We start from the raw sequence: 23,877 nt of genomic DNA on the forward strand, positions 1-23,877 counted from the left end.
CAGCATGAAACGGCACCATTTTATCGTCCTTACCCTTGTCTTTTGTGTTCTCGGGCTTTGCCTGCCGGACGCCGTTCGGGCCGTCACGGTGACCGCGCCGGGCACGGGCTCCGTTCAGCAGCCGGTCACGGTGACGGTTAATTCCCAGTACAATGCCACCGGCATGTGTCCCATCCAGGTGAATTTCGGTGACGGATCACCCTGGGTGGACGCGGGCACCTGCATGACCTTCGACTGCACGTTGACGGCCACCCATACCTACACGGCGCCGGGCACGTACATCATTACGGCACGGAGCAACGGCTGCTTCGAGCCGCCCCTGCCTCCGGATCCGGCCACGGCGACGATCACCATCGAGGCCGCAGCGGCGGCGGTGACGGTCCGGACGACCCCTGACGCGCTGGCCGTGTCCCGGAATGCCGTAACGTCGAGACAGGTGCTTTACCAGGCATCATCGATACCCCCTGCCACCGCCACCCTGTTATCCGGCCAGGGGATTTTTTATGCGGGAAACACGGCCGTCGGGACGGTCGATATCCCCCTTCGGCTGCCTCTGGTCAGCGGCCTCGGGCAGGTCAGTGAAACCCTTGTCATTCCCGTCGCGGTTCAAAAACGGGCCGAGGCGCTGGGCAGGTCGCAGATCACCTACACCCGCACCTTCACCAACGGTTCTCTGACGGCGGTGCCGTTTATCCCCATCACGGTCACCACTCAGGCCGGGGCCGGGTTTGCCCTCACGGGCATGCGTCTTTTTTTCGACAACCACCGGGCGGAGGTGACCCTTGGCAGGCATCGGCCGCTGCCCCCCCTGTTCGCGGAAATATCCTTTGCAGGGTCGGGGCTGTTGGAGGGATACTGGGAGATCGACGGCAAACGGCTCGCTCCGGTGACACGGCATTTGGATGCCGGCGGGGCCGTGACCCTGGCGGCGCCGGATTACCCGGTCTTTCCCACCCACAACCCGGGAACCCATCGGATCCGTCTGGTTGTAACCCGACCCGATACACCGATGGATGAGCCGGTGGCCGTTTACTTCGTCACCCCGGACGACGCAGGGGCCGCGGGCGCCTTGACCCTGATCGCTCCCAAAGACGGTTCCGGCATCGAACGAGACGGCACCGTTTTCCGCTGGGAAGGCGGCCGGGGCGCCCATGCGTACCGGATCACCTTTGAGGAACCGTCCGGGGAGGAGCCCGTGTTTAACGCCTATACCAAAGACAGCGTCTATACCCTGCCTGCCGCAGCCCTGGCCCATCATTTCCGGCCCGCGCATACCTACCTCTGGTCGGTCACGGCCCTGGACGAGGGGGGGGCGGCGCTGGGCCAAAGTGCGCCGTTCACCTTTCATTACGACGGGCCGGCGGAGCATCGCCCCGGATACCTGTTGATCATCCTGAAAAACGATGACGCAGCACGGGACGCCGTCAACGGCCTTGCCTTAAAATACGGCCTTTTGCTGTCGGAGCAGATGGTGCTGGCGTCGATCGACCGGCGGGTTCTGGTCTGTGAGACAACGCAGCCCCTTTCCGGCGTGATAAATGCCCTCAAAGGCGTTCCGGTGATCGAGGACGTTCAGCCGGACTATCTTTTCAAGACCCTGGCCGATCCCCTGAAGGCCATGCAGGAGGCCCTCACCCCCCTTGACCTGTCGGCGGTCCATACCGTCGTGACCGGCAAAGGGGTGAAGGTGGCCGTGATCGACACCGGCGTTGATGCCGCCCATGAAGACCTCAAAACCCGCATCATAGCCTCGGAAAATCTGGTCCCCGGACAATCCGAGAAGGCCGAGATCCACGGCACCGGGGTGGCCGGCATCATCGCGGCGTCGGTCAACGGCTTCGGCATCGAAGGGGTTGCCCCCGGCGTGACCGTCATCGCCCTTAGGGCATGCCGGCAGCTCTCCGACGATCGTCCGGAAGGGGAATGCTATTCCTCGTCTATCGCACGGGCCCTGGACCGGGCCATCGCCGCCGGGGCGGATATCGTGAACATGAGTTTCGGAGCGGTGGTGCACGACCGGCTGATCGCGGCCCTTCTTGAAAAAGGGGCGGAGCGGGGCATGGCCTTCGTGGCCCCGGCAGGCAACGACCGGGCCATGGGAACCTTGGGGTTTCCGGCCGGCCATCCCGCCGTTCTGGCCGTATCGGGAACGGACGGGCGGGGCAATCCCTATCCCTGTGCGGCCCTGTGCGGCAAGGCCGATGTCTCGGCTCCGGCGGTTAACGTGTTCACCGCCACGCCCGGCAACAGCCACAACTTCATGACCGGAACCTCGCTGTCATCGGCGATTGTCAGCGGGATTCTCGCCCTGGCCGCCGAGCGGGGGACGTCGATCCGCATAAAGGATTTGCCAAGCTATGAGGGCTCCATCCAACGGTGGCAGGCCACCCTTCTGGAACTGCCGGTCTGTGACGGGGATGGCGGATTGTAAGGCCAACCGTCAATACCGGGGCCCGGCGAAGGAGACTTCCGGCGCCTCTCGAAGTTGGGTAAGGATTTGATCTTTCAGGGACGCATCGTCGATGCGGATCACGTAAAGCCCGGAGGCCGTGGGCCCGTCCACCACGGTGGCGCCGATCCCGTTGAGCAGGCGGGTGACGGCGTGTTGCCGGGCCGTATCGTGGAAGACCACGTTCAGGGTGATGCCGCGTTGAACGGACGGGGCGCTGCCGCTGAGGGTCTGGTATCGGGACGGTTCGGGGTGGGAGAAGACAAGAAAGACAATCACCGCAAACTGGGCCGCCGAAAGGGACCAGGCGACACCCGGCCGTGAAACGAGTCGCCGAAGGGATTCGATGACGCCGTGTATCGACCGTGCGCGGGGCCTTTCCGTCTGGATCCGCCGCATGATTGCAGCAAGGGTCTCCGGCCTGGGAGAGGGCAGGGTTTCGGCCAGCGATCCGTAGCTTTTCGCGATGGCTGAAAATTCCTCGACCTCCCGTCTCAGGGCCTCGTCGCTTTCAATCTCCCGCTCGAAGGCGGCGCGCTGGTCCGGGGTGAGGTCGCCCTTGATGTATGAAAGGACCCGGAGGTCCTTCACGGCCTTTTTTTCCGTGCTCATGATCATGCCCCTTTCATGCCGAGGATGGCGGCCTTTAACGCCTCCTTGGCGTGGTACACCCGTGTCTTGACGGTATTTTCGGGGATGTCCAGAATGTCGGCCACCTCTTTGTAGCCGAGGTCGTGGAAGAAGACCAGATCCATGACTTCCCGCTGTTTGACCGGCAGCCGCAACAGAGCCTGTTGAATCTCCTGGGCATGCTCAAAGGCGCGGTATCCGTCGACACTTTTTTCATCTTCGAGGGCGTCGTGAAGCTCCCCCATATTCCCCCCGCTACGGCTGTGTTTCCGCAAGGCGTTGAGCGCCATGTTCCGTGCGATGCCGAACAGCCAGGTGGTGACCCTGGACTGCCCCTTAAATCGGGCCGCATTCGTCCAGACTTCGGTATAGACATCGATCTGGATGTCTTCGGCGAGCTCCCGGTTTTGAAGCATCCGGAACAGATAGAAGAACACCCGCTGGGACGTCAGGCGGTACAGCGTCTCGAAGGCATCCCGGTCCCCTCGGGCGGTCTTTGCGATCAGTTTCCGGTGCTTCGCATCCTCCTTGTCTCTCATCATTGTGTAACCCCGGTGCCGCGAAAGGTTCATGGGTCTGAAAAAAAAGGTGCCCTAAGACTCAGCGGGCCGAAACGATTGTCTGTGGTGTTGAACGTATGATGAACCGATATCGTCCGCCATCGGGCGGATGGACGTGATGCCTCCGCTACTACCGTGTTTTACGCCTGGGGTCAATCGAAAACAAAGCTCTGAGGAAGGGGGCCAAAGGGCGGCAGGGGAGGGATTATTAAAAAAGTGTTTTCCTGCGTGCTTTTATCGGTAATCGGTTGTTGTTTCTATGACGATGCTCAGATCCCGTCAGCACGGTGTATGTGCGGCTGCAGGGACTGAACCGGGAGGTGCCGCCGCCATCATTTTTATTGATCTAATGTCGATAAGATCGTAGACTGTCTGACAATAATTTGATCTGACAATAATGTGGTCGCCGTTTGTCCTTTCTTTTCTTGTGGTCATTGATAATGACGTCAGACGCTTGAATAATTGATCCTATGCCGACCTAAAGACCACGATGCGGTCGACGCAATCCGAGAACGCGGCTTGATGGTGCGCAAAAAGCCCGTGGAGGAAAGCGGGAAAGGGACTTTTGGGTTCGCGGCAAAACAGATTGCCCCGAAAGGCGCCCTGCAAATCGGGTTGGTAAACATTTCGAAGTCCAGATCAGCGATTCCTTAAATGACTGGCGTATACTCTTTGTGTATGGACCGGCCGCGTCTTGAGTCATGGTCGTCCCCATCCAAAAATGGAGACTCCGGCGCATTTTTTCAGCTGCCGGAGACGTTAGGGAAAGGTGCTTCTTGGGTGATACATGTTCGAAAAATCCATCGTATGAGGAATTGAAGGCCCGTCTGAAAACGGCGGAATCGGCGCTTGCGGCCATCCGGGACGGCCGCGTGGACACGATTCTGGGTGAACACGAGACCCTGGTGGTTCGCCTGGCCAAAGCCGAAGCCCGGGACGCGCACCTGAAGCAGGTCCTTCTGGCCATCCGCAATGTCAATCAACTTATCGTGTCCGAGGACAACCCCCGCCGCCTGATTGAGCGGGCGTGCGAGAATCTGACTGAAACGATGGGGTATCACAACGCATGGATCGCCCTTCTGGACAGTGAGTCGACCCGTTGGTTTGGGCTGAAGGTGACGGGGCCGCTGGCGGCGGCTGCGGCCGCCGGCTTCGACGGCGGCTTCGCGGCCCTCCACGAGCGTCTTGAGCGGGGAGAGTTTCCGGATTGCATGACACAGGCACTTGGGCGCGAGGACGTTCTTGTAGTGGACGACCCGGCGGGAGGCTGCCTCGATTGTCCCATGCATGACGCATACGAAGGGCGCGCCGGCCTGGTGCGACGCCTGGAGGCAGGCGGCGTGACTTACGGCATTCTGTCTGCTTCCGTGCCGTTGGACTACGCCCGGGATGCCGAAGAACAGGATCTCTTTAACGAGGTGGCGGATGACCTGGGCTTCGCTCTGCATAAAATCGAAGCGGCCCGACGGCTGGAGGATACCCGACGGCGCTATCGCGAAATTTTCGAACACAGCCGCGACGGATTCGTCATGGTGGACGCACAAGGGCGCATCCGCGACGCCAACGCGGCCTATTGTCACATGCTCGGGTACAGTCTCGATGAGCTTCGGGCGCTTCGGGATTTCTACGAAATCACCCCCGAGCGCTGGCGCACGTGGCAGGCCGGGGAAATATGGGGAAATCGTCTGCTTACCCAGGGCTATTCGGGCCTTTTCGAAAATGAGTATATCCATAAGGACGGCACGGTTTTTCCCGTTGAGATTTGTTCTTACCTGATCCGCCGTGAGAACGGCGAGATCGATTACTTCTGGTCCACCGTCCGCGATATCTCCGATCGAAAGCGGGCCGAGCAGGCTCTGCGCGAAAACGAACAACGCCTTGGTCTTGTCATCGAAGGCTCCGGCGTGGGGGCCTGGGAGTGGAATGTCCAGACCGGCGAGACCGTTTTCAATGAGCCGTGGGCGACCATGCTCGGATACACCATCGACGAATTGACGCCCTACGATTACGGAACCTGGGAACGGCTGGTCCATCCCGATGATTTAGACCGGGCCCGCCTGGCGCTGAACGATTGCATCGAGGGCAGGAGAGCCCGATACACCTGCGAATTTCGTATGAAGCACAAGAGCGGGAGGTGGATCTGGGTTCTCGACCGGGGGAGCATCATGACCCGCGACGATGAAGGCCGTCCTCTGTCCATGTTTGGCACACATACCGATATCACGCAGATCAAGCAGGCCGAGAATGCCCTCGCTCAGCAATTGCGCTTTGAGCGGGCCGTCGCCGGTGTGTCAAAGGCCCTTTTGAGCCCGCAAACGGACGAATCCTCCGTATCCGTCGCGCTGAAATATCTTCTTGAATCCTCCGGCGTGGGCAGAGTCTATATCTTCAAGAACTTCGACGACCCCGACGAGGGCCTTTGCATGAAGCAGATCTTTGAAGTCTGCGCGCCCGGCATTGCGCCCGAGATCGACAATCCTGTGTTACAGCATGTGGTGTACGCCCGGGGATTCGAGCGATGGCGACACGCTCTGTCTGAAGGAAACGCCATTTGCGGCCATGTGTCCGGTTTTCCCGTGGACGAACGGGACATTCTCGAATCTCAGGGGATTGTTTCCTTGTTGGTCCTACCGCTCTTTGTCGAGGGAACTTTTTGGGGGTTTGTCGGTTTTGACGAAACCCGCAGACTGAGGGACTGGCACGATTCGGAGGTCACGCTGATTGAGACCGCGGCGGAAATGCTCGGGGCTTATTTCACGCGCAAGCGATCGGAACAGCGCCTGCTTGCAAACGAAGCCTATCAGCGTGGGATTCTCCAGACCGCCGCCGACGGTTTCTGGTTGCTCGACACCGATGGGCGCGTCGTCGACGTCAACCATGCTTACTGCCGGATGACGGGCTACGAACGCGGTGAACTTCTGGGTATGAGGATTCGAGACATAGACGCAGAGGAGACGCCCGAGACAATCTCGGCGCGCATTGAACGTGTCATCAAGACGGGCTCGGAGATATTCGAGACACGCCACCGCCGCAAGGACCGCAGCGTCTTCCCCGTCGAAATAACAACCACCTACCTTGACGAGCGCGGAGGGCAGTTTATCTGTTTCTGCCGTGATCTGACAAAACGCAAGGCAGACGACGCGCGACTTTTTCTGTTGGGCCACATGCTCGACCTGGCCCCGGCGGGCATCAGTATCCACGACACAGAGGGCAACTTTTTCTTTGCCAACGCCAAGAGCCTTGAGTTGCATGGTTACGAAAATCCGGATGAATTCCTGAAGGTGAACCTTCACGATCTCGATGTACCCGATTACGAGGCCCTTCTGGCCGAACGGTTCCGTAACATCGCCGAGCAAGGGGAGGCGCGCTTCGAAACCAAGCATTATCGCAAGGACAGCTCGACCGTCTTTCTCGAGATTCTGGCCAGACACATCGACTGGGAGGGACGGTCCGCCATTCTGAATATCGCAACAGACATCACCGAGCGCAAGCGGGCGGAAGAAAAACTTCGAGACGAAAGAGAACAGCTGCTTTCTCTGTTTAACAGCATCGATGAAGTGATTTACATCACCGACCCTTCCACCTGCGAGATCCTGTATGTGAACGACTTTTTCAAAAAACAGCTCCAACAGGATGATTTCCTGGGATCACCATGTTACGAGGCGTTCCAGGGCCTTGATGCGCCCTGTCCGTTTTGCACCAACGATATCATACTGAAGCAGAAGCCTGAACCTTATCGCTGGGAATTTCATAACAAGAAAGTGGATCGGCATTACGCCATTGTCGATCGAATCATCACATGGGCAGATGGCCGGGACGTTCGTTTTGAAATGGCGATCGACATCACCGACCGCAAAAAGGCCGAAGAGTCCCTGCGCGAGAGTGAGCAGCGTCTTTCGCTTGCCGTCCGGTCGGCAGGCCTTGGCATATGGGATTGGAATGTCGTCACGAACGAAATGACGTGGGATGACCAGATGTTCTGTTTATACGGCACAACGGAGCGGCCCAAATCCTATGGCGTGGAGATCTGGAAAAAGAATCTGCATCCCGACGACAGGGACGCTGCCTGGGACGCGTGTCTCGCTGCGTTACGGGGAGAAAGGGAATACGACATCGCATTCCGTATCTCCCGGCCCGATGGAGCTATACGGTATATCAAGGCCAATGGGATTGTTCTTCGTGACGACGCAGGAAATCCGGTACGCATGCTTGGAATCAATTACGACATCACCGACCGCAAAAAGGCCGAGGAAGATCTGCGCAAGAGCGAAAATCGGGTACGGGCAAAACTGAACGCCCTTCTTGATCCCGCCGGCGATCTCGAAACACTGAACCTCGCCGATGTGGTGGACTGCGATCAGATCCAGTCTCTGATGAATGACTTCTACGCGTTGACGGACATCGGCGTGGGCATTATTGACCTCGACGGGAAAGTTCTTGTGGGAACCGGCTGGCAGGATATCTGCACGCAGTTTCACCGAATTCATCCCGAAACGGCAAGGAATTGTTTGGAAAGCGATACCCGTCTCGCATCCGATGTCGCGTCGGGAACGTTTAAGGTATACAAATGCAAAAACAACATGTGGGATATGGCGACGCCGATCATGATCGGTGAACGACAGGTGGGAAATCTCTTTCTCGGTCAGTTCTTTTTTGATGATGAGGAGCCGGATCTTGATGTTTTCCGCGAACAGGCACACCGCTATGGATTCGACGAGGACGCCTATCTGAAGGCGTATCAAAGCATTCCGCGCTGGTCGAGACAGACAATCCATAAGATCATGACATTTTACTGCAATCTGATCGGTGTGATCTCCCGTCTCTCCTACGCCCAAATCAAGCTGGCACAGACGAGCGAGTCCTTGCGCCAGAGCGAGGGGCTTCTGAACCAGGCCCAGGAAATCGCCCAGGTGGGGTCCTATTTGTGGAGCATGGTAGACGACGGTCTGACCTGGTCCAGGGAGATGTTCACCATCGCCGGAATCGATCCCGACGATTTTTATGGAAATCTTCGCGAGACGGCCTCAAACCTGATCCATCCGGAGGACCGGGAGGGTGTCTTCGAGCAGATCGGGCAGATGGTGGCACAAAAGCGGACCTGGCCCATGGAGTTCCGTATAGTTCGCCCCGATGGCGGCGTCCGGTGGCTGCAATCCTCGTCGCGGTTCGAATACGACGGCACGGGGAAACCCGTGATGTGCGTCGGCGTTCATCATGACATCACGGAGAAAAAAAACAGCGAAGCCGAAAATGAAAAGCTGGAAGCCCAGTTCCGTCAGGCCCAAAAGATGGAGGCCGTGGGTCGGCTGGCCGGCGGCGTTGCCCACGATTTCAACAACATGCTTGGAATTATTATCGGGCATGCGGATATGGTTCTTGAAAACATGGACCCGGAGCAGCCTTTCCACGACGATCTGACGGAAATCAGAAAAGCCGGTGTGCGCTCCGCCGATCTGACCCGTCAACTCCTGGCGTTTGCCCGCAAACAGACCGTGGTCCCCAAGGTGATCGACCTCAACACGACCGTCGAAGGCATGCTCAAGATGCTGCATCGACTGATCGGTGAAGACATTGATATGACCTGGAGCCCGGGCGGGAAACTGTGGCCGGTGAAGATCGATCCCGGCCAGCTCGACCAAATTCTGGCCAACGTGTGTGTCAACGCCCGGGACGCCATTGACAACGTCGGCAGCGTATTCATCGAAACGGCCAACACGGTTCTGGACGAGGAGGTCTGCAGGCGTCATGCGGGATCTGTACCCGGTGACTATGTGATGCTGTCCGTGAGTGATACCGGTTGCGGCATGGATACCGAAACACTGTCACATTTGTTCGAGCCTTTTTTTACCACCAAGGAATTGGGTAAAGGCACCGGTCTGGGCCTGGCCACAGTTTACGGCGTGGTGAAACAAAACAATGGCCTTGTCACGGTTTACAGCGAACCGGGCCAGGGGACGACCTTCAAGATCTACCTGCCGCGCCACACGGCTGAAGAGGACCATCGGCCGGAGAAGAAGCCGGAAAAACCGCCCGGACGCGGCCACGAGACGATTCTGCTGGTCGAAGACGAACCGGCGATTCTGAAAATGACCTCCATTATGCTCACGCGGCAGGGATACACCGTGCTGGCGGCCGGCACACCGGGTGAGGCCATTCGTTTGGCGACAGAACATGCCGGGGATATACACCTTCTGATATCCGACGTCGTGATGCCCGAAATGAACGGCCGTGAACTGGGCAACGCTATCTTGTCTCTTTATCCCGATATCAAGTGTCTGTTCATGTCCGGGTACACAGCCAACGTTATCGCCCACCACGGCGTCCTGAATGACGGTGTGGACTTTATCCAGAAACCGTTCACAAAAAGGCAATTGGCCGTCACAGTGCGGGAAGTATTGGATTCATGACGCCGTATGCCCGAACGTTTTTTTTGGCCGTCATGTGATGACTTTTTACGAATTCATCTTTTGGCTTGCATTAATCGAAAAACGGTTATAAGTAGCTCGTGACGTTGTTGTTCGGAGTCATCCGAAATCGTTACCATCCGCTTCGGCGGTTTATATATTGAAGCCCCGTGGAATGTCTCACGGGGCTTTTTGTTTTGGTAAGGCCGTCGCGGGCGTTCCGGGGATCAGTGCCGTTCCAGCACCTTCCCGATGTTTTTTTTGAGCCGGGTGATCTGCTCCGGGGTGTGGACTTTTTCGCCGTAATGGTTTCTCACGTAAAACACGTCGACCACCTGGTCCGGGGTTGTGGCGATTTTTGCCGTGTAGACGTCAAGGCCTTCGGTGAACAGGGCATCGGTGATGCGGAACAACAGGCCCGGGTAATCGTCGGTGTGGACCTCGATGATGGTGAAAAAGGCCGAGGTTTCGTTGTCCACCACGATGCGCGGCGGTCGGATCAGGCCGGGGCGTCGTCCCGGAACACTGCGCCGGATCAGGTCGTCCAGGCGGACCGACAGGTTGAGGCCCTGGATCAGGGTCCGGGTCAGTTCGTCTTCGGCCCGGGCCAGGCGTTCTTTTTCGCTCAGGTCATCGGAGGGCGGCGACAGGTGGAAGATGTCGAGGGCCGTGTTGTTTTTCCAGGTGAAGATTTGGGCATCCAGGATGTTGAACCCGCAAAGGGTCAGGACGCCCGCCACCCGGGAAAAGAGGCCCGGTCGGTTTCGGGCCGACAGGGTCAGGGTCCGGGGGCCCGTCGTGCCAAGGCCGGTGACGGTCCAGGCAAAGGGGCGGTCGCCCAGGTTCCGGTACAGGTCGAGGTGGGCCGCGATGGTCTCGGCGGGCACCGTGATCAGGTAGCGCAGCGACAAAAGGCCGAAGAGCCGCTCAAAGGCCTTGTCGGTCAGGCCGCGGTCTTCGGCGATCCGGGCCAGGGCGGTTTTTTTCGATTCCAGAATGGACAGGGCCTGGTCCGGTTCGAATTCGCCCTTGTGCAGCACCGTCATCGTCCGGTGGTAAAGGTCGTGGAGCAGGGTCCGGGTCCAGTCGTTCCAGGCTTTGGGCCCCGTGGCTCTGGAATCGGCCACGGTCAGCAGGAACAGCAGGTCAAGGAGCCCGGGCTCCTTGATTCGCCGGGCGCAGAACACGGCCGTCTCTTCGTCGTTGATATCACGCCGGGTGGCGGTTTTCGCCAGAAACAGATGCTCCCTGACCAGAAAGGCCACGGGGTCGATCACGTCATCCTCATAGCCCAGGCGCCCCAGGATGGTGCCGACCAGCCGGGCGCCTTTTTCCGAATGCCGACCGTCCGGATCGCTTTTGCCGATGTCGTGGAGCAGGCAGGCCCAGAGAAGGATCCGCTTGTCCGGCAGCCCGGCATAGATCGCCTCGCACAGTGAATCGGATTGGCCGGGACGGCCGAAGGCTTTGGCTTCACGGACGGTCATCAAAGAATGCTTGTCCACGGGGTAGAGGTGGTACTCGTTGTACTGGATCCGGTTGACGATGCCCTCAAATTCGGGAATAAGGCATTGGAGAAATCCGGTGCGGACCATGTCGTCCAGGACATTCAGCACCGGGGCCGGGGTCAGCAGCACCTTTTCGACGGCCCGGATGACGGACCGGCTTTTCCGTAAGGCCGGGGTGACCAGTTCCGGGCCCAGGTCACGGACAAGGCGACGGGCCTCCGCCGACAGGGGGATCTGGAGGGAGGCGCTTTCGGCAAACAGCTTGGCGAGCAGGTCGGGGGTTTTGAGAAGGGTCTCGGGTTCCCGGACGTCCAGCATGGTTTTGTCGTTGACCCACAGGCCCTTGATCCGTGTCCGCAGGTACCGGGGCCGGTCTTGCCCGGTCTGCCCCAGCTCGGCTTGAACGTTCAGGTACTGACGCTTGATCGTTCGCATGTGACCGTGAAGATCGCCCATCAGCCTCTCGACGGGTTCCTGACCGTCTTTTTTCTCATAGCCCAGCATGTCGGCCATCTTCAGCTGGTACTCCATGAACAGTTGGTCGCATTTTCGTCCGGCCAGATGGTGCAGGGCGTTTCGGATACGAAGGATGAAGGCCAGGGCCGCCTGGATGTCCTCGAACTCCTTTTCGGACAGATAGCCGGACGCGGCGAGATCCTTCGGGGTTCTCAGGTCCGAGTCGATGCGGGCCATGGACAACATGGCGTCGTAATCCCCCAGGCTGCCCCGGCCCTGCTTGAGGTTGGGTTCGAGCAGGTAGGACGAGTCGCCGAATTTTTCATGCCGTTTCCGGTTTTCCTCCGCAAGGGTTGAAAGAAGGCGGGCCCTTTCGGGAGAAACCACCTGTTTTCTCAGACCCTCGCCGAGCGAGAAAAACAGGGCGGACATGCCGCAGACAAATCGTGCGTCCAGCAGGGAGACCAGGACTTCCACGTCGGACTCGGCCGTGTGGAGGCAGTCCTCCAGGGTCCGGACCACATGGGTCGCGGCAAAGCCCGCATCCCAGAGCGGGTAGACGAATTCCTCGATCAGCTGTTCGGCCTCGGGCGGGACGGCCTGACCGAACAGAAAAAGAAGGGCGATGTCGGAGCGAAGGCAGGGCTCCCGACGACCGTAGGATCCCAGGGCGACGACGGCGAACGGGTGGTCGATGATGCCCAGGCGCAGCCCCGTTGGGCTTTGCTCGAAACATCGGCAGAGATGGTCGTCGAGCAGGACGGACAGCCGCTCGGACAGGTCGGCGGCAGAACCTGAAACAAGGTCGTCGATTAACATGGTTTTTGCGGTGCGAAGCGTCTCGGCATTCATGGCGGTCCCCGGTTTCCGATCGACGGCCGGCCGGGGTGATCCCGGGTCGCGGTCGATCAGGATCAAAATAGACCAGACCGATCAGGATGGCAAGAAGAGGACGCGGGTTTCGGACGAAAAGATGAGCATTGTGCAGGAATTGCAGCGTATTGATGTTGAGATTATAACGAAAACGGTGTATGACTGAACAATCTTTACAACGCCCGGAGCGGTCTTTCCGGGTGCCTTGCACACCATTCGGGACGAGAGCGGACGACGACCCCGGGCCGGGGAAACGGCGCCCCCAGTGATATGACATCAATTAATATAAAGGAGTGATCGGATGGAACAGTATTTCAATGATTACACGGATATCATCGTTCAATGGCTCAGCGTTTACTCCCTCAAGATCGTGGCTGCCATTCTCGTTCTGGTCATCGGAAAATGGCTGTCCCAGAAAATCGCCAATCTCATCGCCAAACTATTGGAGAAGAACAAGGTCGATGTGACTCTGGTGGGATTTTTATCGAATATCATCTACTATGCGCTTTTGATCATGGTGGTCATCGCCGCCGCCGGTCAGCTGGGCATCAACACCACCTCCTTCCTGACCATCGTCGGTGCCGCCGGTCTGGCCGTCGGCCTCGCGCTCAAGGACTCTCTGGCCAACTTCGCCGCCGGGGTGATGCTGATTCTGTTCCGCCCCTTCAAGGTGAATGATGTGGTCAACGCCGGCGGTGTGACCGGCAAGGTTCAGAGCATCAACATCTTCAATACCATCATGACCACCCCGGACAACCAGAAGGTCATCGTGCCCAACAACAATATCGCCGCCGGGGTGATCACCAACATCACGGCCAACGATACCCGCCGGGTGGATCTGGTGGTGGGGATCAGTTACACGGACAACATCAAAACGGCCAAGGACGTCCTGACCGAGATCGTGGAAAAGGACAGCCGGGTACTCAAGGATCCGGCGCCGACCATCGCCGTGTCCGAACTGGGCGACAGCAGTGTGAACCTGGTGGTGCGGCCCTGGGTCAAGACGGGCGACTACTGGGATGTCTATTTCGCCTTGACGGAAACCATCAAGACCACCTTCGACGAAAAAGGCATCAGCATCCCCTTTCCCCAGACGGATGTGCATCTGTTCAACGAGAAATAAGCCGACGGCAAAATGCGTCGTTTGTCATCATTCACCCCAGAGTCGGAGTGCGCAGTCATGATGGTTCGAAGAGAAAAAAACGAAGACATTCCCTCGATTTTCAAGCTCAATATCGAAAGTTTCAGTACCGATGCCGAAGCCAATCTGGTCGACATGCTTCGGAACCGGAGCCTGCCCATGATTTCCTGTGTGGCCGAAGAGGCGGGAAACATTGTCGGTCACATTTTGTTTACCCCGGTGACCCTGATCGATCAGAATCCGGCCGTTGCCCTGGCCGGCCTGGGCCCCATGGCCGTGCTTCCGGCCTATCGGAAAAAAGGGGTGGGAACCCTTCTGGTCGAATTCGGGCTTGAGGAGTGCCGAAAAGAGGGGTACGGCGCCGTGGTGGTTCTGGGCCATGCGGATTACTATCCCCGGTTCGGATTCGTGCCCTCGGTGGCCTACGGCATCGCATCCAACTACGATGTTCCGCCGGAGCTGTTCATGATCATGGAGCTGAAAAAGGGGGCGCTCAAAGGTCTTCAGGGGATCATCGCCTATCACGAACTGTTCAACGACGTATAACACACACACACGGCGGGCCGCTTCGGCCCGCCGGTTATGGGCCTCACGAAAAATATTTCCTGCTTATGCACGTCCTTTAAGCGTGTGATTGATCTGCGATCAATCGCTTGGGTCTCTCACGGAGACACCAAGTCACGGAGAGGGTGTCGTATGCTCAAACGGTGTGTTTCTTTCCGGCTTTGAGGGGTTGTTTAAGTCGACAGGATTGATCTGAGATCAATCCACTGAGATTCTCACGGAGGCCGTTTTTTGCTTTTCTTCGTGCCCTTCAGTGAGCGCAGCGAACGGGTGGTCAATAAACGCGTTGATAGAAACCCCGTCACCTTATAGACACATCGACAAATCCAAAGCCACAAGGCATCCCTATCTTCACATCATCTTTGGCCGTTTACGCCGTGCCACACGTAAAGTTTCAATCCCTAATCAGCCACCTGGGCGTCGGCACACCGTCCCCCGTCCATTTCGCAGACCGAATAGCGGCCGGTTCCCGACGACCAGTAATAGCGGCTGCCGTCGGGGCCGCCGGCACCGATGCGTCGTTCGTTCTTGAACAGGGCCACATCGCCGAGGCCGCCGGACCAGGAAATCGTCACAATGGTGAAGTAGTAGAAGCTCCGGGACGAGACCTGAACGGTCAGTTCCGTATCGGCCGTGACGGAGGCTTCCATGGTGACGGCGGCGCTTTTGCCTGAGGAATCCGTGACCCGGGCCGTGATCAGATGACGTCCGGCGGACAGGAGCGGGGTGATCGACGGCCCCTTGCCCAGAAAACCGTCACGGTCCGAGGTCCAGGCCAGGGAGGCGTCCAGACGGCCGTCTTCGGGATCCAGGGCCGATCCCGACAGGTCGACGTATCGGCCCTGGGACGTCATGTTTCCCTCGACCAGAGCGGTGATGGTAACGGTCGGCGGCTGGTTGAACGATTCAACCGTCAGGCTGCGGGAGGTTTTTGCCTCGATGCCGTGCTGATCGGACACCTTCGCCGTGATGATGTGGGTGCCCGGCGACAGAACGGTCAGGAGCGGGGTGCCCGTCCCCAGGCGGCCGTCCCGGCTGGATGTCCATACCACCTGGGCGGACAGGTCTCCGGCTTCCTCATCCACGGCCCGGCAGGCGACGGTGAAGGCCTGCCCTTCGGTACCCGCCGCGTCGGGAGAAAGGGATGTGATCGTCACGGCCGGCGGCTGGTTGATCCAGGTGAGGGTCAGAAGGCGGGCGGTTTTGCCCGGGTTGCCCTTTGTGTCGGTCACGGCGGCCGAAAGGGTGTGGCGGCCATAGGAAAGACGGGTTTCGATGACGGCACCGGAACCCAGGTTTCCGTCAAGGCTCGACGTCCAGAGGATGTCTGCGGAAATGTCCCCCTCTTCGGGGTCTTCGGCCCGGCTGCACAGGATACAGCTCTGACCGGCGTCATCCATGGCGCCGGGGGTGACGGTGATGGGTCTGAGCACCGGCGGCCGGTCGAGGGCGTCGATCATCAGGGTCAATCGGGCTTCACAGGCGTGGCCCGCCTGATCCAGTACCCGGGCCAGAATGCTGTGACGACCGGGAATCAGGTGGACCGACAGGGGGGATCCGCTGCCCAGGGCGCCCTGAATGTCCGAGGTCCAGGTCAGGCGGTCGGTCAGATCCCCGTCCTCGGGGTCATCGGCCCGGGCCTGAAGTTGTCCGTTACGGCCCGTTTCATCCGGTTCTCCGTCGACAAAGGCGCTGAGGGTAATGACGGGCGGGGCGTCGTAGGTATCTACGGTGATGTCCCGGAAGATGCTTCGGCATTTTCCGCCGCTGTCGCAGACGGTGGCCTCGACGCGGTGCCTGCCGGGAGGCAGGAGGGCCGTAACGGTGTGACCCCGGCCCAGCGGGCCGGATAGACTGGAGGTCCAGGTGATGAGGTTCGACAGGTCTCCGTCTTCCGCATCATCGGCCAGACCGGTGAAGGTGAAGGGCCGGCCATCGGGCGCCGGAATGCCGGCTTCAGCCCGGGTGACGGCGATCGAGGGTTCCCGGTTCCAGCGGGCCACGGTCACCGTGATACCGGCTTCCCCCTCGGCGTTTTCAGTGTCTTTGACCCGGGCTTCGATGCGATGGGTTCCCGCGGGCAGACGGGGTGTTATGGTCGCCCCCGTTCCCAGTTCCCCGACCAGATCAGACAGCCAGAAGGTGTGATCGGACAGATCACCGTCCTCGGCGTCCAGGGCTCTGGCGCTGAATGTCACGAGTTGACCCTCCGCCGTCTGGGCTCCGGTCGCAGGCGGGCTCAGGGTGACCACCGGTGCCGTGTTGTCTGCCCGGGCCGTCAGGGTGACGGAGGCGCTGACGCCGGCCCCGTGGCGGTCCGTGACGGAGGCCGTGAGGGTGTGGCTGCCCGGTGACAAAAGGGGCGTGACGGCGGCCCCGCGCCCCAGATCACCGTCACGGCTGGAGCGCCAGACGACGGTGTCGGTCAGATCCCCGTCTTCGCTGTCCTCGGCCGAGGCCGTCAGCATGAAGGTCTGGCCGTCCCGGGTACGGGAGCCCGGAGCCTGTCCGGTGATGATCAGGGTGGGGGAGGTATTCGGCGCCACGGTGATATCAAGGGTGGCCACGGCTGTCTCGCAGGTGCTGCCGGAGAGGGCGGCACGGATGATGTGGGTGCCCGTCGACAGGCCGGCCGTGATGTCGGCCCCGGTCCCCAGGGGACCATCGAGACTGGAACGCCAGACGGTGCCTTCGGCGGAGATCATCTGTTCGCCCCGGTAAGCGGTGGCTGAAAAGTCAATGGGGGTGTTTTCCACCAGGCGGTCGCCCGGGGCGGGCAGGAGGATTTCAAGCACCGGGTCGGCCCCGGGCAGGGGGGGCGTCATTCCGTGACCTGCCGGGCAGAGGGTCGTTTGAATTTCATCGGAGAAATCGCTGGAATTTCCGCAGGCATTGAAGGCTTTGACCGAATAATACCAGGTGGTTTGGCCGTCACAGGCCCAGAGGGGATAACTTAAGGTGCCGGCGTCAATGGGGTCGCTCTGTCCGCCGGGAACGGATTCACCGGCGGTCCGCCAGTACACCACATAATAATCCGCGTCGGCATTGGCGTCCCACCGGAGGGCCGGGTCAGCGGCCCAAAGCGGCCGGGACAGGCCGAGGACGGCCAGGAGCAGGACAAGAATCAAACGGCCGGCAGTGAAAAACGTTCCGGCCGGAATCGGGTGTCTGAGCGTGAGAGGGCGCATATCCATCTTCCCGTCGTATGGTGAAAGGCTCAACGGCCCAGCCGCGGGTGCTGTGGCGGGTCGGAGTGAGCGTTGATTGATCAGGGGTAAAAACTATGTTTATGGGGCTGAATGCGTTTTTACGTCCATAGCATAAAGTTTTTTTGAAGGAAACATTTTTAATGAAAAAAAGCGGGAGACGCCGGCCTGGAAAAAAGAAAACGCCCGGCCCCCGGAGAAAGCCGGGGCGGGCGCAGAAAGACGATGGGCGGAGCCGGATCGGATCAGGATTTCCGGAACAGCTTCACAACCGATTGAACCAGTTGTTTCAGGTATTCGGCGGGCGAGTGGCGGATCGACACCTTGAGATACAGGTTGCCGGGCGGCCCCCCGTGAACCCCGGCTTTGCCCATGCCGGCCAGGCGGATGGTCTGGCCATGGCGGATGCCCCTGGGCACCTTGACCAGGATTTTTGTTCCGCTTTCCCTGATCAGGTAGGCATAGGGACCGCCCTGGGCCGCATGGTCGGCCGTGAGGATGATCCGGTCATGCCGGTCCCGGCCCGGCCGGGGGGACCCCAGGGACCGGACGGCATCGGACAGGGTGTGGAAAAGGGACCGGCCGGTCCGGGGCGATTCGGTTGAGGCCCTGCGTCCGAACAGGGGGCCGGAAAAGAAAACCCCCCGGACGGTAAACCCGTTTTTCCCGAATTGGAAGCCCTGGAATCCCGGTCCGTAGACCTCGGAAAACAGCGCGTCGAAGCCGCGCAAATTGAAATCCCTGGCCAGTTCCTCGAAGATACTCCGGATATCCGAGCCGCTGAAGATATCCTTGTCGGTGTAACTTCCCCGGAATTGATCGTAGGCCGTGTCCCCGAACCGGAATTTCATGGCGTCGTAATTCCGCCGTTTGGTCTCATCGGACAGCACCGCATAGGCCTCGTTGATCTGTTTCATTTTGTCCGCCGCATCCGGATCGTCGGCTCTGCGGTCCGGATGGTATTCGAAGGCCAGTTTCCGGTAGGCGGACCGGATGGTTTTGGTGTCTGCCGAGGGGTCGATGCCCAGGGCGGCGTAATAATCCACGTGTCGGTGTTCCTTTCGTGTGATGGGGCGATCAGCGCAGTGAATCCCACATGTTCTTTGCCTGCCGGGTCATGGTATCCGACGATGAACCCCGGTCCGGCGATCCGGGGCGGGGACGCGTGTTTCGAAGTCGGGCCACCCGCTCCTCGATGGGTGGATGGGTGGAGAACAGACCGGCCAGACTTCGTCCGGACAGGGGATTGGTGATGAACATATGGGCCGTGGCCGCTTCGGCCTGCATGGGAATCCGGCCCGAGTAGGCCCCGAGTTTTTCCAGGGCGCCGGCCAGCCCTTCCGGGTTGCCGGTGATCCGTGCGGCGGTGGCGTCGGCCAGGTATTCCCGGGACCGGGATACCGCCATCTGGATGACCATGGCGGCGATGGGCGCAATGACGGCCGTGACGATCACGGCAATCATGTTGCCTCCGCCGCCCTCATCGTCATTCCCCCGGAAGCCGCCGAAGACGGCGGACCATTTGGCCATGTTGGCCAGCATCATCACGGCACCGGCCATGGTGGCGGCGATGGTGCCGATCAGGATATCCCGGTTTTTGATATGTCCCAGCTCGTGGGCCAGCACGCCTTTGATTTCATCGGTGTTCATCAGCCTGAGCAGGCCCTCGGTGACGGCCACCACGGCGTGCTCCGGGTTCCGTCCCGTGGCAAAGGCGTTGGGCTGGTCCTGGGGGATAATATAAACCTTGGGCATGGGCAGCCCGGCACGGCCGGCCAGGTCTTCGACCATGCGGTAAAGCTCCGGGGCCTCAGACGGGTTCACTTCCCGGGCCCGGTACATTTTCAGCACCAGCTTGTCCGAATACCAGTAGGAAAAGAAATTCATGCCGCCGGCAATGATCAGGGCAAGGACCATGCCCTGGCTTCCTCCGAGAACACGGCCCACCATCATGATGAACACGGTCATCAGGGTGAGCAGCAGGGTTGTTTTGATCTGATTGGTCATGGTCGTACTCCTTAGGTGGTGTTGCGTGTTGGTGAATCAGAAATATAAAGACGATTTGGCGGTTGGCAAGTCGGTGCCGCTCGAATTTCCCGATGCCTGCAATCGATTGACGGTTGATATCGGTCGGGACGGGTCGATCTTCGGGCCAATGGAGAAAAGGTTGACAAAGGCCGACCCTATCATCTAATAGATGACCGTGACCTGTGATCGATCGGGTCAGATTGGCTCGACGACCAGACCCCTACCTGACAACCGGTCCAAACCATGTGGAGAATGGCTATGAAACCCCTGCTTTCAACCAGAGAGGTGGCGGAATTTCTGGGGATCAACGAGAAGATGGTGTATTCGCTGATCGCGGACAAGGGCTTGCCCGCGTCCAAGATCACCGGCAAATGGGTGTTTCCCCGGCATCTGGTCGAGCAGTGGATCGTGAACAATACGGTGAATTTCCCCAATCCCGCCACCAAACTGCCTCCCTACAGCGGCCTTCTGATCATCACGGGCAGTAACGATCTGCTGCTGGACCGGACCATGGGCCTGTTCAATCAACGGTTTCCCGATCAGGTGGCCGTGTTCGGCAACCTGGGAAGCATGGGCGGTCTTTCGGCCCTGCGCCGGAATCTCTGTCACATCGCCACCAGCCACCTGCTCCAGGAAGGCGAAACCGATTACAATTTCGATTACGCCGTCAAGGAAATGGACCGGATGCCGGTGGTGGTCAATTTTTCCATGCGGGAGCAGGGTCTGCTTCTTCAGGCGGGCAACCCCAAAGGCATCACCACCGTTGGCGACCTGGCGAGACCGGGCATCCGGGTGGTCAACCGGTCCCTGGGCACAGGCACCCGTCTTCTGTTCGACCATGAACTGAAAAAGGCGGGGGTCGCCACCGGAACCCTTGATGGATACGAGATCGAGGCGGCCAAACACATGGATGTGGGGCTTGACATTCTGGCCGGTCGGGCCGATGCCGGTCCGGGGATTCGGCCGGTGGCCGAGCTTTTGGGCCTGGCGTTTATCCCCCTGCGCATGGAACGGTTCGATCTTCTGGTGACCCGGGAGCGGTTTTTCGATCAGGGGATTCAGCAGTTCATCGGCCTTCTCCATGACAAGGCATTCAAAACCACGGCCGAGAGCCTGGGTGGTTACGATACCGCCGTCAGCGGACGCATCGTTTTTCCCCGGGAATGACCGGCGCAACCCATAACCGTTTGAGTTTGATAAGGATACGCTCATGAAGACGTTGAAGCCCCTGTTTCTGATGATCGCTACGCTGACCCTGCTGTCGTTGCCGGCCCTGGCCGGCGACACCCTGATGATGGCCACCACCACCAGCACGGACAACACCGGCCTCCTCGATGCTCTGGCCCCCGCCTTTACCAGGGATACGGGCATCACGCTCACGTGGACCGCCACGGGGACGGGCAAAGCCCTGAAGCTGGGAGAAAACTGCGATGTGGATGTGCTGCTGGTCCATGCCCCCGACGCCGAGAAGGCTTATGTGGCCGAAGGTTTCGGCATCGACCGCCGGGAAGTGATGTACAACGATTTCGTCATCATCGGCCCCGCTGCCGATCCGGCGGCCATCAAGGGGCAATCCGTGACCGAATCCCTGACCCGGATCAAAACCGCCAAGGCGGTGTTCGCAAGCCGGGGCGACAACTCGGGCACCCACAAAATGGAGGCGGCCCTCTGGGTCAAGGCCGGGCACGCCCAGCCGGACAAGGAAAGCTGGTACGTCCAGACCGGGCAGGGCATGCTGCCCACCATCACCATCGCCGCCGAACGAGGCGGCTATACCCTGACGGACCGGGGCACCTACATCAAGTATGAATCGACCCAGGGCGGCAACCCGGCCCTGCTGATTCTGGTCGAGGGCGATGCGGTGCTTCTCAATCAGTACAGCGTCATTGCGGTGAACCCCGCCCGCTGCCCCAAGGCGAAATACGACCTGGCCAAAGCATTTTCCGACTGGATGGCAGGGGAAGCGGCCCAGAAACAGATCGGGGCCTTTACCCTGCTCGGCAAACAGCTGTTTGTTCCCAATGCCCGGAAAGACTGATCCGGGTCGGAGCCTCTGGCATGGATTTTATTCTGACCGGTATGGTCAAGGCCGTTTATCTGCTTGCTTCCGGTGATCCGGAAACCTGGTCGGCCATCCGGGTGACGGTCCATGTGTCGACCCTGTCCATGGCGGTCAGTCTGTGTCTGGGCGTTCCGGCGGGGTTTGTGCTGGGATTTTTTCAATTCCCGGGCCGGAAAAGTCTGAGGCTGGCGGTGGATACCCTGATGGCGCTGCCCACGGTGTTCATCGGCCTTCTGGTCTATGCCCTGGTGTCCAGCCGGGGGCCCCTGGGATCGTTGGGCCTGCTTTTTTCACCGGGGGCCATCGCCGTCGGCCAGACCATTTTGGCCCTGCCTGTGATCACGGCCCTGTCCGCCTCGGCCGTGGAAAGCATGGACCGGCATCTGCGGCCGACCCTCATGTCCCTGGGGGCCGGTCGGGCCCAGCTGGTCCGGACCTGTCTCTTTGAAGTCCGTTACGGTCTTCTGGCCGCATCGGTGACCGCCTATGGACGGGTGATGACCGAGGTGGGGATTTCGATGATGGTCGGGGGCAACATCAAATGGCATACCCGGACCATCACCACGGCCATCGCCCTTGAAACCGGTAAAGGCATGTTCGAAACGGGCATCGCCCTCGGCATGGTGCTGCTTATGATCGCCTTTGCGGTGAATCTCTGTCTTTCGGTTCTCGGGAGACGTTCATGACCTCCCCCCTTCTGAGTGTCCGGGATCTTGCCGTGGATTTTGACGGTAGAACCGTGCTGTCGGTTCCCGACCTTGCGATTCATTCCGAAACCATTACCGGTCTGGCCGGGCCCAACGGCAGCGGGAAAAGCACCCTTTTGAATGTTCTGGGGCTGATTGTGTCTCCGTCCCGGGGAACGGTACGGCTTCAGGGGCGTCCGGTCGAACCGTTTTCGGTCCGGGCCCGCCGCCTTATCTGTCTGCTCACTCAGGAACCCTATCTGCTCAGCCGGTCCGTGTTCGATAACCTGGCTTACGGTCTTGTGATCCGGCGGGACACCGTCAATCTGAAAAAAAGGGTGGCTGAAGCCCTTTCTGCCGTGGGTCTGGCGCCGGAGACCTTTGCTCCGCGTCATGCCCACCGTCTGTCCGGGGGAGAGGCCCGCCGGGTGGCACTGGCGGCCCGGTTGATCGTGAAGCCCGATGTGCTTTTGCTCGATGAACCCACCAGTAACGTGGATGAAACGAGCAGTCACTTGATCCGATCGGCGGTCCTTGCGGCCCGTGAAAAACAGAACACCACCCTGGTGGTGTCCAGCCACGACCGGGACTGGCTGGACAGCATCGGCGACCGGGTGCTGACCCTTGTGGGAGGACGGGTCTATGATCAGGGCCGGTTGAACATGCTTTACGGGCCCTGGGAAAAACAATCGGAGACGGTGTATGTCCGAAAGGCAAAAGCAGGCATCGCGCCGATCGTGGTTCCGCCTCCCCCTCATCCCATGGCCGTGGCCATTCTTCCCGCCCGGCGTCTGTTTTTCGTCCCCAAGGACGAGGCCGTTCCTGACGGCGCCCTGTCGTTTGCCTGCCGAGTGGCCGGCCTGAATCTAAGCGCCAAAACCAGCGATTTACAGGTGTCGTTGAGTCATGAAGGCAGCCTGCTCTGGGCCGAAAGCGTATCACCGGGGGCCCGGCACCTGATGCCCGGTGAATGGGTCCGGGCCTATTACGATCCCGCCGATGTGATGTTTGATTAAAAAATAATGGCGTCGTAAAAAGCTTCACAGGCCACGAACGGTCACATATCTGAAAGGAAGTGTGTTAAATCGGTTTGTTGCAAAATTAAATTATCTGGTTATCTACTTGGCTATAGTGGCTCTTCAACCGCTTAATCAATGCCATTAACTTAAAAATATTATCGTTGTCCAGTTGATGGGCAAAGCAAAGCCCACCTGGCCATCATGGTCTAAAGATAATGACATTGGAAGGTGATGGGCTTTCCCCTTGAGAAAAGCCACAGATTTATTAACCACCCGTTCGCTGCGCTCACT

At 59.6% G+C, this 23,877-nt stretch carries 14 protein-coding genes; 8 read left to right on the top strand and 6 right to left on the bottom strand.

Annotation, left to right across the window (positions count from 1 at the left end):
- The first annotated feature begins 4 nt into the window (after positions 1 to 4).
- Positions 5 to 2,431, top strand: a complete 2,427-nt coding sequence (locus ACYQ11_RS01680) for a S8 family serine peptidase (RefSeq protein WP_459921994.1) — start codon at positions 5 to 7, stop codon at positions 2,429 to 2,431.
- 9 nt (positions 2,432 to 2,440) lie between these two features.
- Here ACYQ11_RS01680 and ACYQ11_RS01685 read toward each other — a convergent pair whose 3' ends face one another.
- Entirely contained in the window at positions 2,441 to 3,061 is a 621-nt protein-coding gene (locus ACYQ11_RS01685; RefSeq protein ID WP_459921995.1) for a hypothetical protein, read from the bottom strand.
- A gap of 2 nt (positions 3,062 to 3,063) precedes the next feature.
- Positions 3,064 to 3,621 carry an RNA polymerase sigma factor gene (locus ACYQ11_RS01690; RefSeq protein WP_459921996.1) on the bottom strand — a complete coding sequence of 186 codons (558 nt, stop codon included), beginning with the start codon at positions 3,619 to 3,621 and terminating at the stop codon, positions 3,064 to 3,066.
- A gap of 794 nt (positions 3,622 to 4,415) precedes the next feature.
- On the opposite strand from ACYQ11_RS01690, the gene ACYQ11_RS01695 reads away from it, so the two are divergent.
- Positions 4,416 to 10,046, top strand: coding sequence for a PAS domain S-box protein (locus ACYQ11_RS01695; RefSeq protein WP_459921997.1), 5,631 nt, complete (start codon positions 4,416 to 4,418; stop codon positions 10,044 to 10,046).
- A 224-nt stretch (positions 10,047 to 10,270) separates the two neighbouring features.
- Here ACYQ11_RS01695 and glnD read toward each other — a convergent pair whose 3' ends face one another.
- Positions 10,271 to 12,859: a [protein-PII] uridylyltransferase gene (gene glnD / locus ACYQ11_RS01700; protein WP_459921998.1), complete on the bottom strand. Its 2,589-nt coding sequence runs from the start codon at positions 12,857 to 12,859 to the stop codon at positions 10,271 to 10,273.
- A gap of 322 nt (positions 12,860 to 13,181) precedes the next feature.
- Here glnD and ACYQ11_RS01705 point away from each other — a divergent pair, with 322 nt between their 5' ends.
- A complete protein-coding gene (locus tag ACYQ11_RS01705) occupies positions 13,182 to 14,003 on the top strand; it encodes a mechanosensitive ion channel family protein (RefSeq protein ID WP_459921999.1) in 822 nt (273 codons plus the stop codon).
- Positions 14,004 to 14,060: 57 nt separating this feature from the next.
- A complete protein-coding gene (locus tag ACYQ11_RS01710; protein ID WP_459922000.1) occupies positions 14,061 to 14,567 on the top strand; it encodes a GNAT family N-acetyltransferase in 507 nt (168 codons plus the stop codon).
- 419 nt (positions 14,568 to 14,986) lie between these two features.
- On the opposite strand, the gene ACYQ11_RS01715 is transcribed toward ACYQ11_RS01710, so the two are convergent.
- The 3 genes from ACYQ11_RS01715 to htpX all read right to left on the bottom strand — a co-directional run bounded on the left by ACYQ11_RS01715 (position 14,987) and on the right by htpX (position 19,798).
- The gene (locus tag ACYQ11_RS01715; protein ID WP_459922001.1) at positions 14,987 to 17,779 is read right to left on the bottom strand and encodes a fibronectin type III domain-containing protein; all 2,793 of its coding nucleotides are present in this window, start codon (positions 17,777 to 17,779) and stop codon (positions 14,987 to 14,989) included.
- A gap of 257 nt (positions 17,780 to 18,036) precedes the next feature.
- Positions 18,037 to 18,837, bottom strand: a complete 801-nt coding sequence (locus tag ACYQ11_RS01720) for a DnaJ domain-containing protein (protein WP_459922002.1) — start codon at positions 18,835 to 18,837, stop codon at positions 18,037 to 18,039.
- Positions 18,838 to 18,868: 31 nt separating this feature from the next.
- Entirely contained in the window at positions 18,869 to 19,798 is a 930-nt protein-coding gene (gene htpX / locus ACYQ11_RS01725; protein WP_459922003.1) for a zinc metalloprotease HtpX, read from the bottom strand.
- 279 nt (positions 19,799 to 20,077) lie between these two features.
- Here htpX and ACYQ11_RS01730 point away from each other — a divergent pair, with 279 nt between their 5' ends.
- Genes ACYQ11_RS01730 through ACYQ11_RS01745 form a run of 4 tightly spaced genes read left to right on the top strand, consistent with a single transcriptional unit; the run spans position 20,078 to position 23,583 of the window.
- Positions 20,078 to 20,986, top strand: a complete 909-nt coding sequence (locus ACYQ11_RS01730) for a substrate-binding domain-containing protein (RefSeq protein ID WP_459922004.1) — start codon at positions 20,078 to 20,080, stop codon at positions 20,984 to 20,986.
- A gap of 43 nt (positions 20,987 to 21,029) precedes the next feature.
- On the top strand, positions 21,030 to 21,857 hold the full coding sequence (locus ACYQ11_RS01735) for an ABC transporter substrate-binding protein (protein ID WP_459922005.1): 828 nt from the start codon (positions 21,030 to 21,032) through the stop codon (positions 21,855 to 21,857).
- A 20-nt stretch (positions 21,858 to 21,877) separates the two neighbouring features.
- Positions 21,878 to 22,567: an ABC transporter permease gene (locus ACYQ11_RS01740; protein ID WP_459922006.1), complete on the top strand. Its 690-nt coding sequence runs from the start codon at positions 21,878 to 21,880 to the stop codon at positions 22,565 to 22,567.
- Entirely contained in the window at positions 22,564 to 23,583 is a 1,020-nt protein-coding gene (locus ACYQ11_RS01745) for an energy-coupling factor ABC transporter ATP-binding protein (protein ID WP_459922007.1), read from the top strand. The genes ACYQ11_RS01740 and ACYQ11_RS01745 overlap by 4 nt, the downstream gene beginning before the upstream one ends.
- Positions 23,584 to 23,877: the final 294 nt, after the last annotated feature.

The sequence above is a fragment of the Desulfatiferula olefinivorans genome (assembly GCF_054657895.1).

What these genes read in the sequence shown, in the direction of transcription:
- ACYQ11_RS01730 (WP_459922004.1), top strand. Translation starts at nt 20,078, where the DNA reads ATGAAACCCCTGCTTTCAACCAGAGAGGTGGCGGAATTTCTGGGGATC.
- ACYQ11_RS01690 (WP_459921996.1), bottom strand. Translation starts at nt 3,621, where the DNA reads ATGATGAGAGACAAGGAGGATGCGAAGCACCGGAAACTGATCGCAAAG.
- ACYQ11_RS01735 (WP_459922005.1), top strand. Translation starts at nt 21,030, where the DNA reads ATGAAGACGTTGAAGCCCCTGTTTCTGATGATCGCTACGCTGACCCTG.
- ACYQ11_RS01685 (WP_459921995.1), bottom strand. Translation starts at nt 3,061, where the DNA reads ATGAGCACGGAAAAAAAGGCCGTGAAGGACCTCCGGGTCCTTTCATAC.
- ACYQ11_RS01680 (WP_459921994.1), top strand. Translation starts at nt 5, where the DNA reads ATGAAACGGCACCATTTTATCGTCCTTACCCTTGTCTTTTGTGTTCTC.
- ACYQ11_RS01710 (WP_459922000.1), top strand. Translation starts at nt 14,061, where the DNA reads ATGATGGTTCGAAGAGAAAAAAACGAAGACATTCCCTCGATTTTCAAG.
- ACYQ11_RS01715 (WP_459922001.1), bottom strand. Translation starts at nt 17,779, where the DNA reads ATGGATATGCGCCCTCTCACGCTCAGACACCCGATTCCGGCCGGAACG.
- ACYQ11_RS01740 (WP_459922006.1), top strand. Translation starts at nt 21,878, where the DNA reads ATGGATTTTATTCTGACCGGTATGGTCAAGGCCGTTTATCTGCTTGCT.
- ACYQ11_RS01705 (WP_459921999.1), top strand. Translation starts at nt 13,182, where the DNA reads ATGGAACAGTATTTCAATGATTACACGGATATCATCGTTCAATGGCTC.
- ACYQ11_RS01745 (WP_459922007.1), top strand. Translation starts at nt 22,564, where the DNA reads ATGACCTCCCCCCTTCTGAGTGTCCGGGATCTTGCCGTGGATTTTGAC.
- glnD (WP_459921998.1), bottom strand. Translation starts at nt 12,859, where the DNA reads ATGAATGCCGAGACGCTTCGCACCGCAAAAACCATGTTAATCGACGAC.
- htpX (WP_459922003.1), bottom strand. Translation starts at nt 19,798, where the DNA reads ATGACCAATCAGATCAAAACAACCCTGCTGCTCACCCTGATGACCGTG.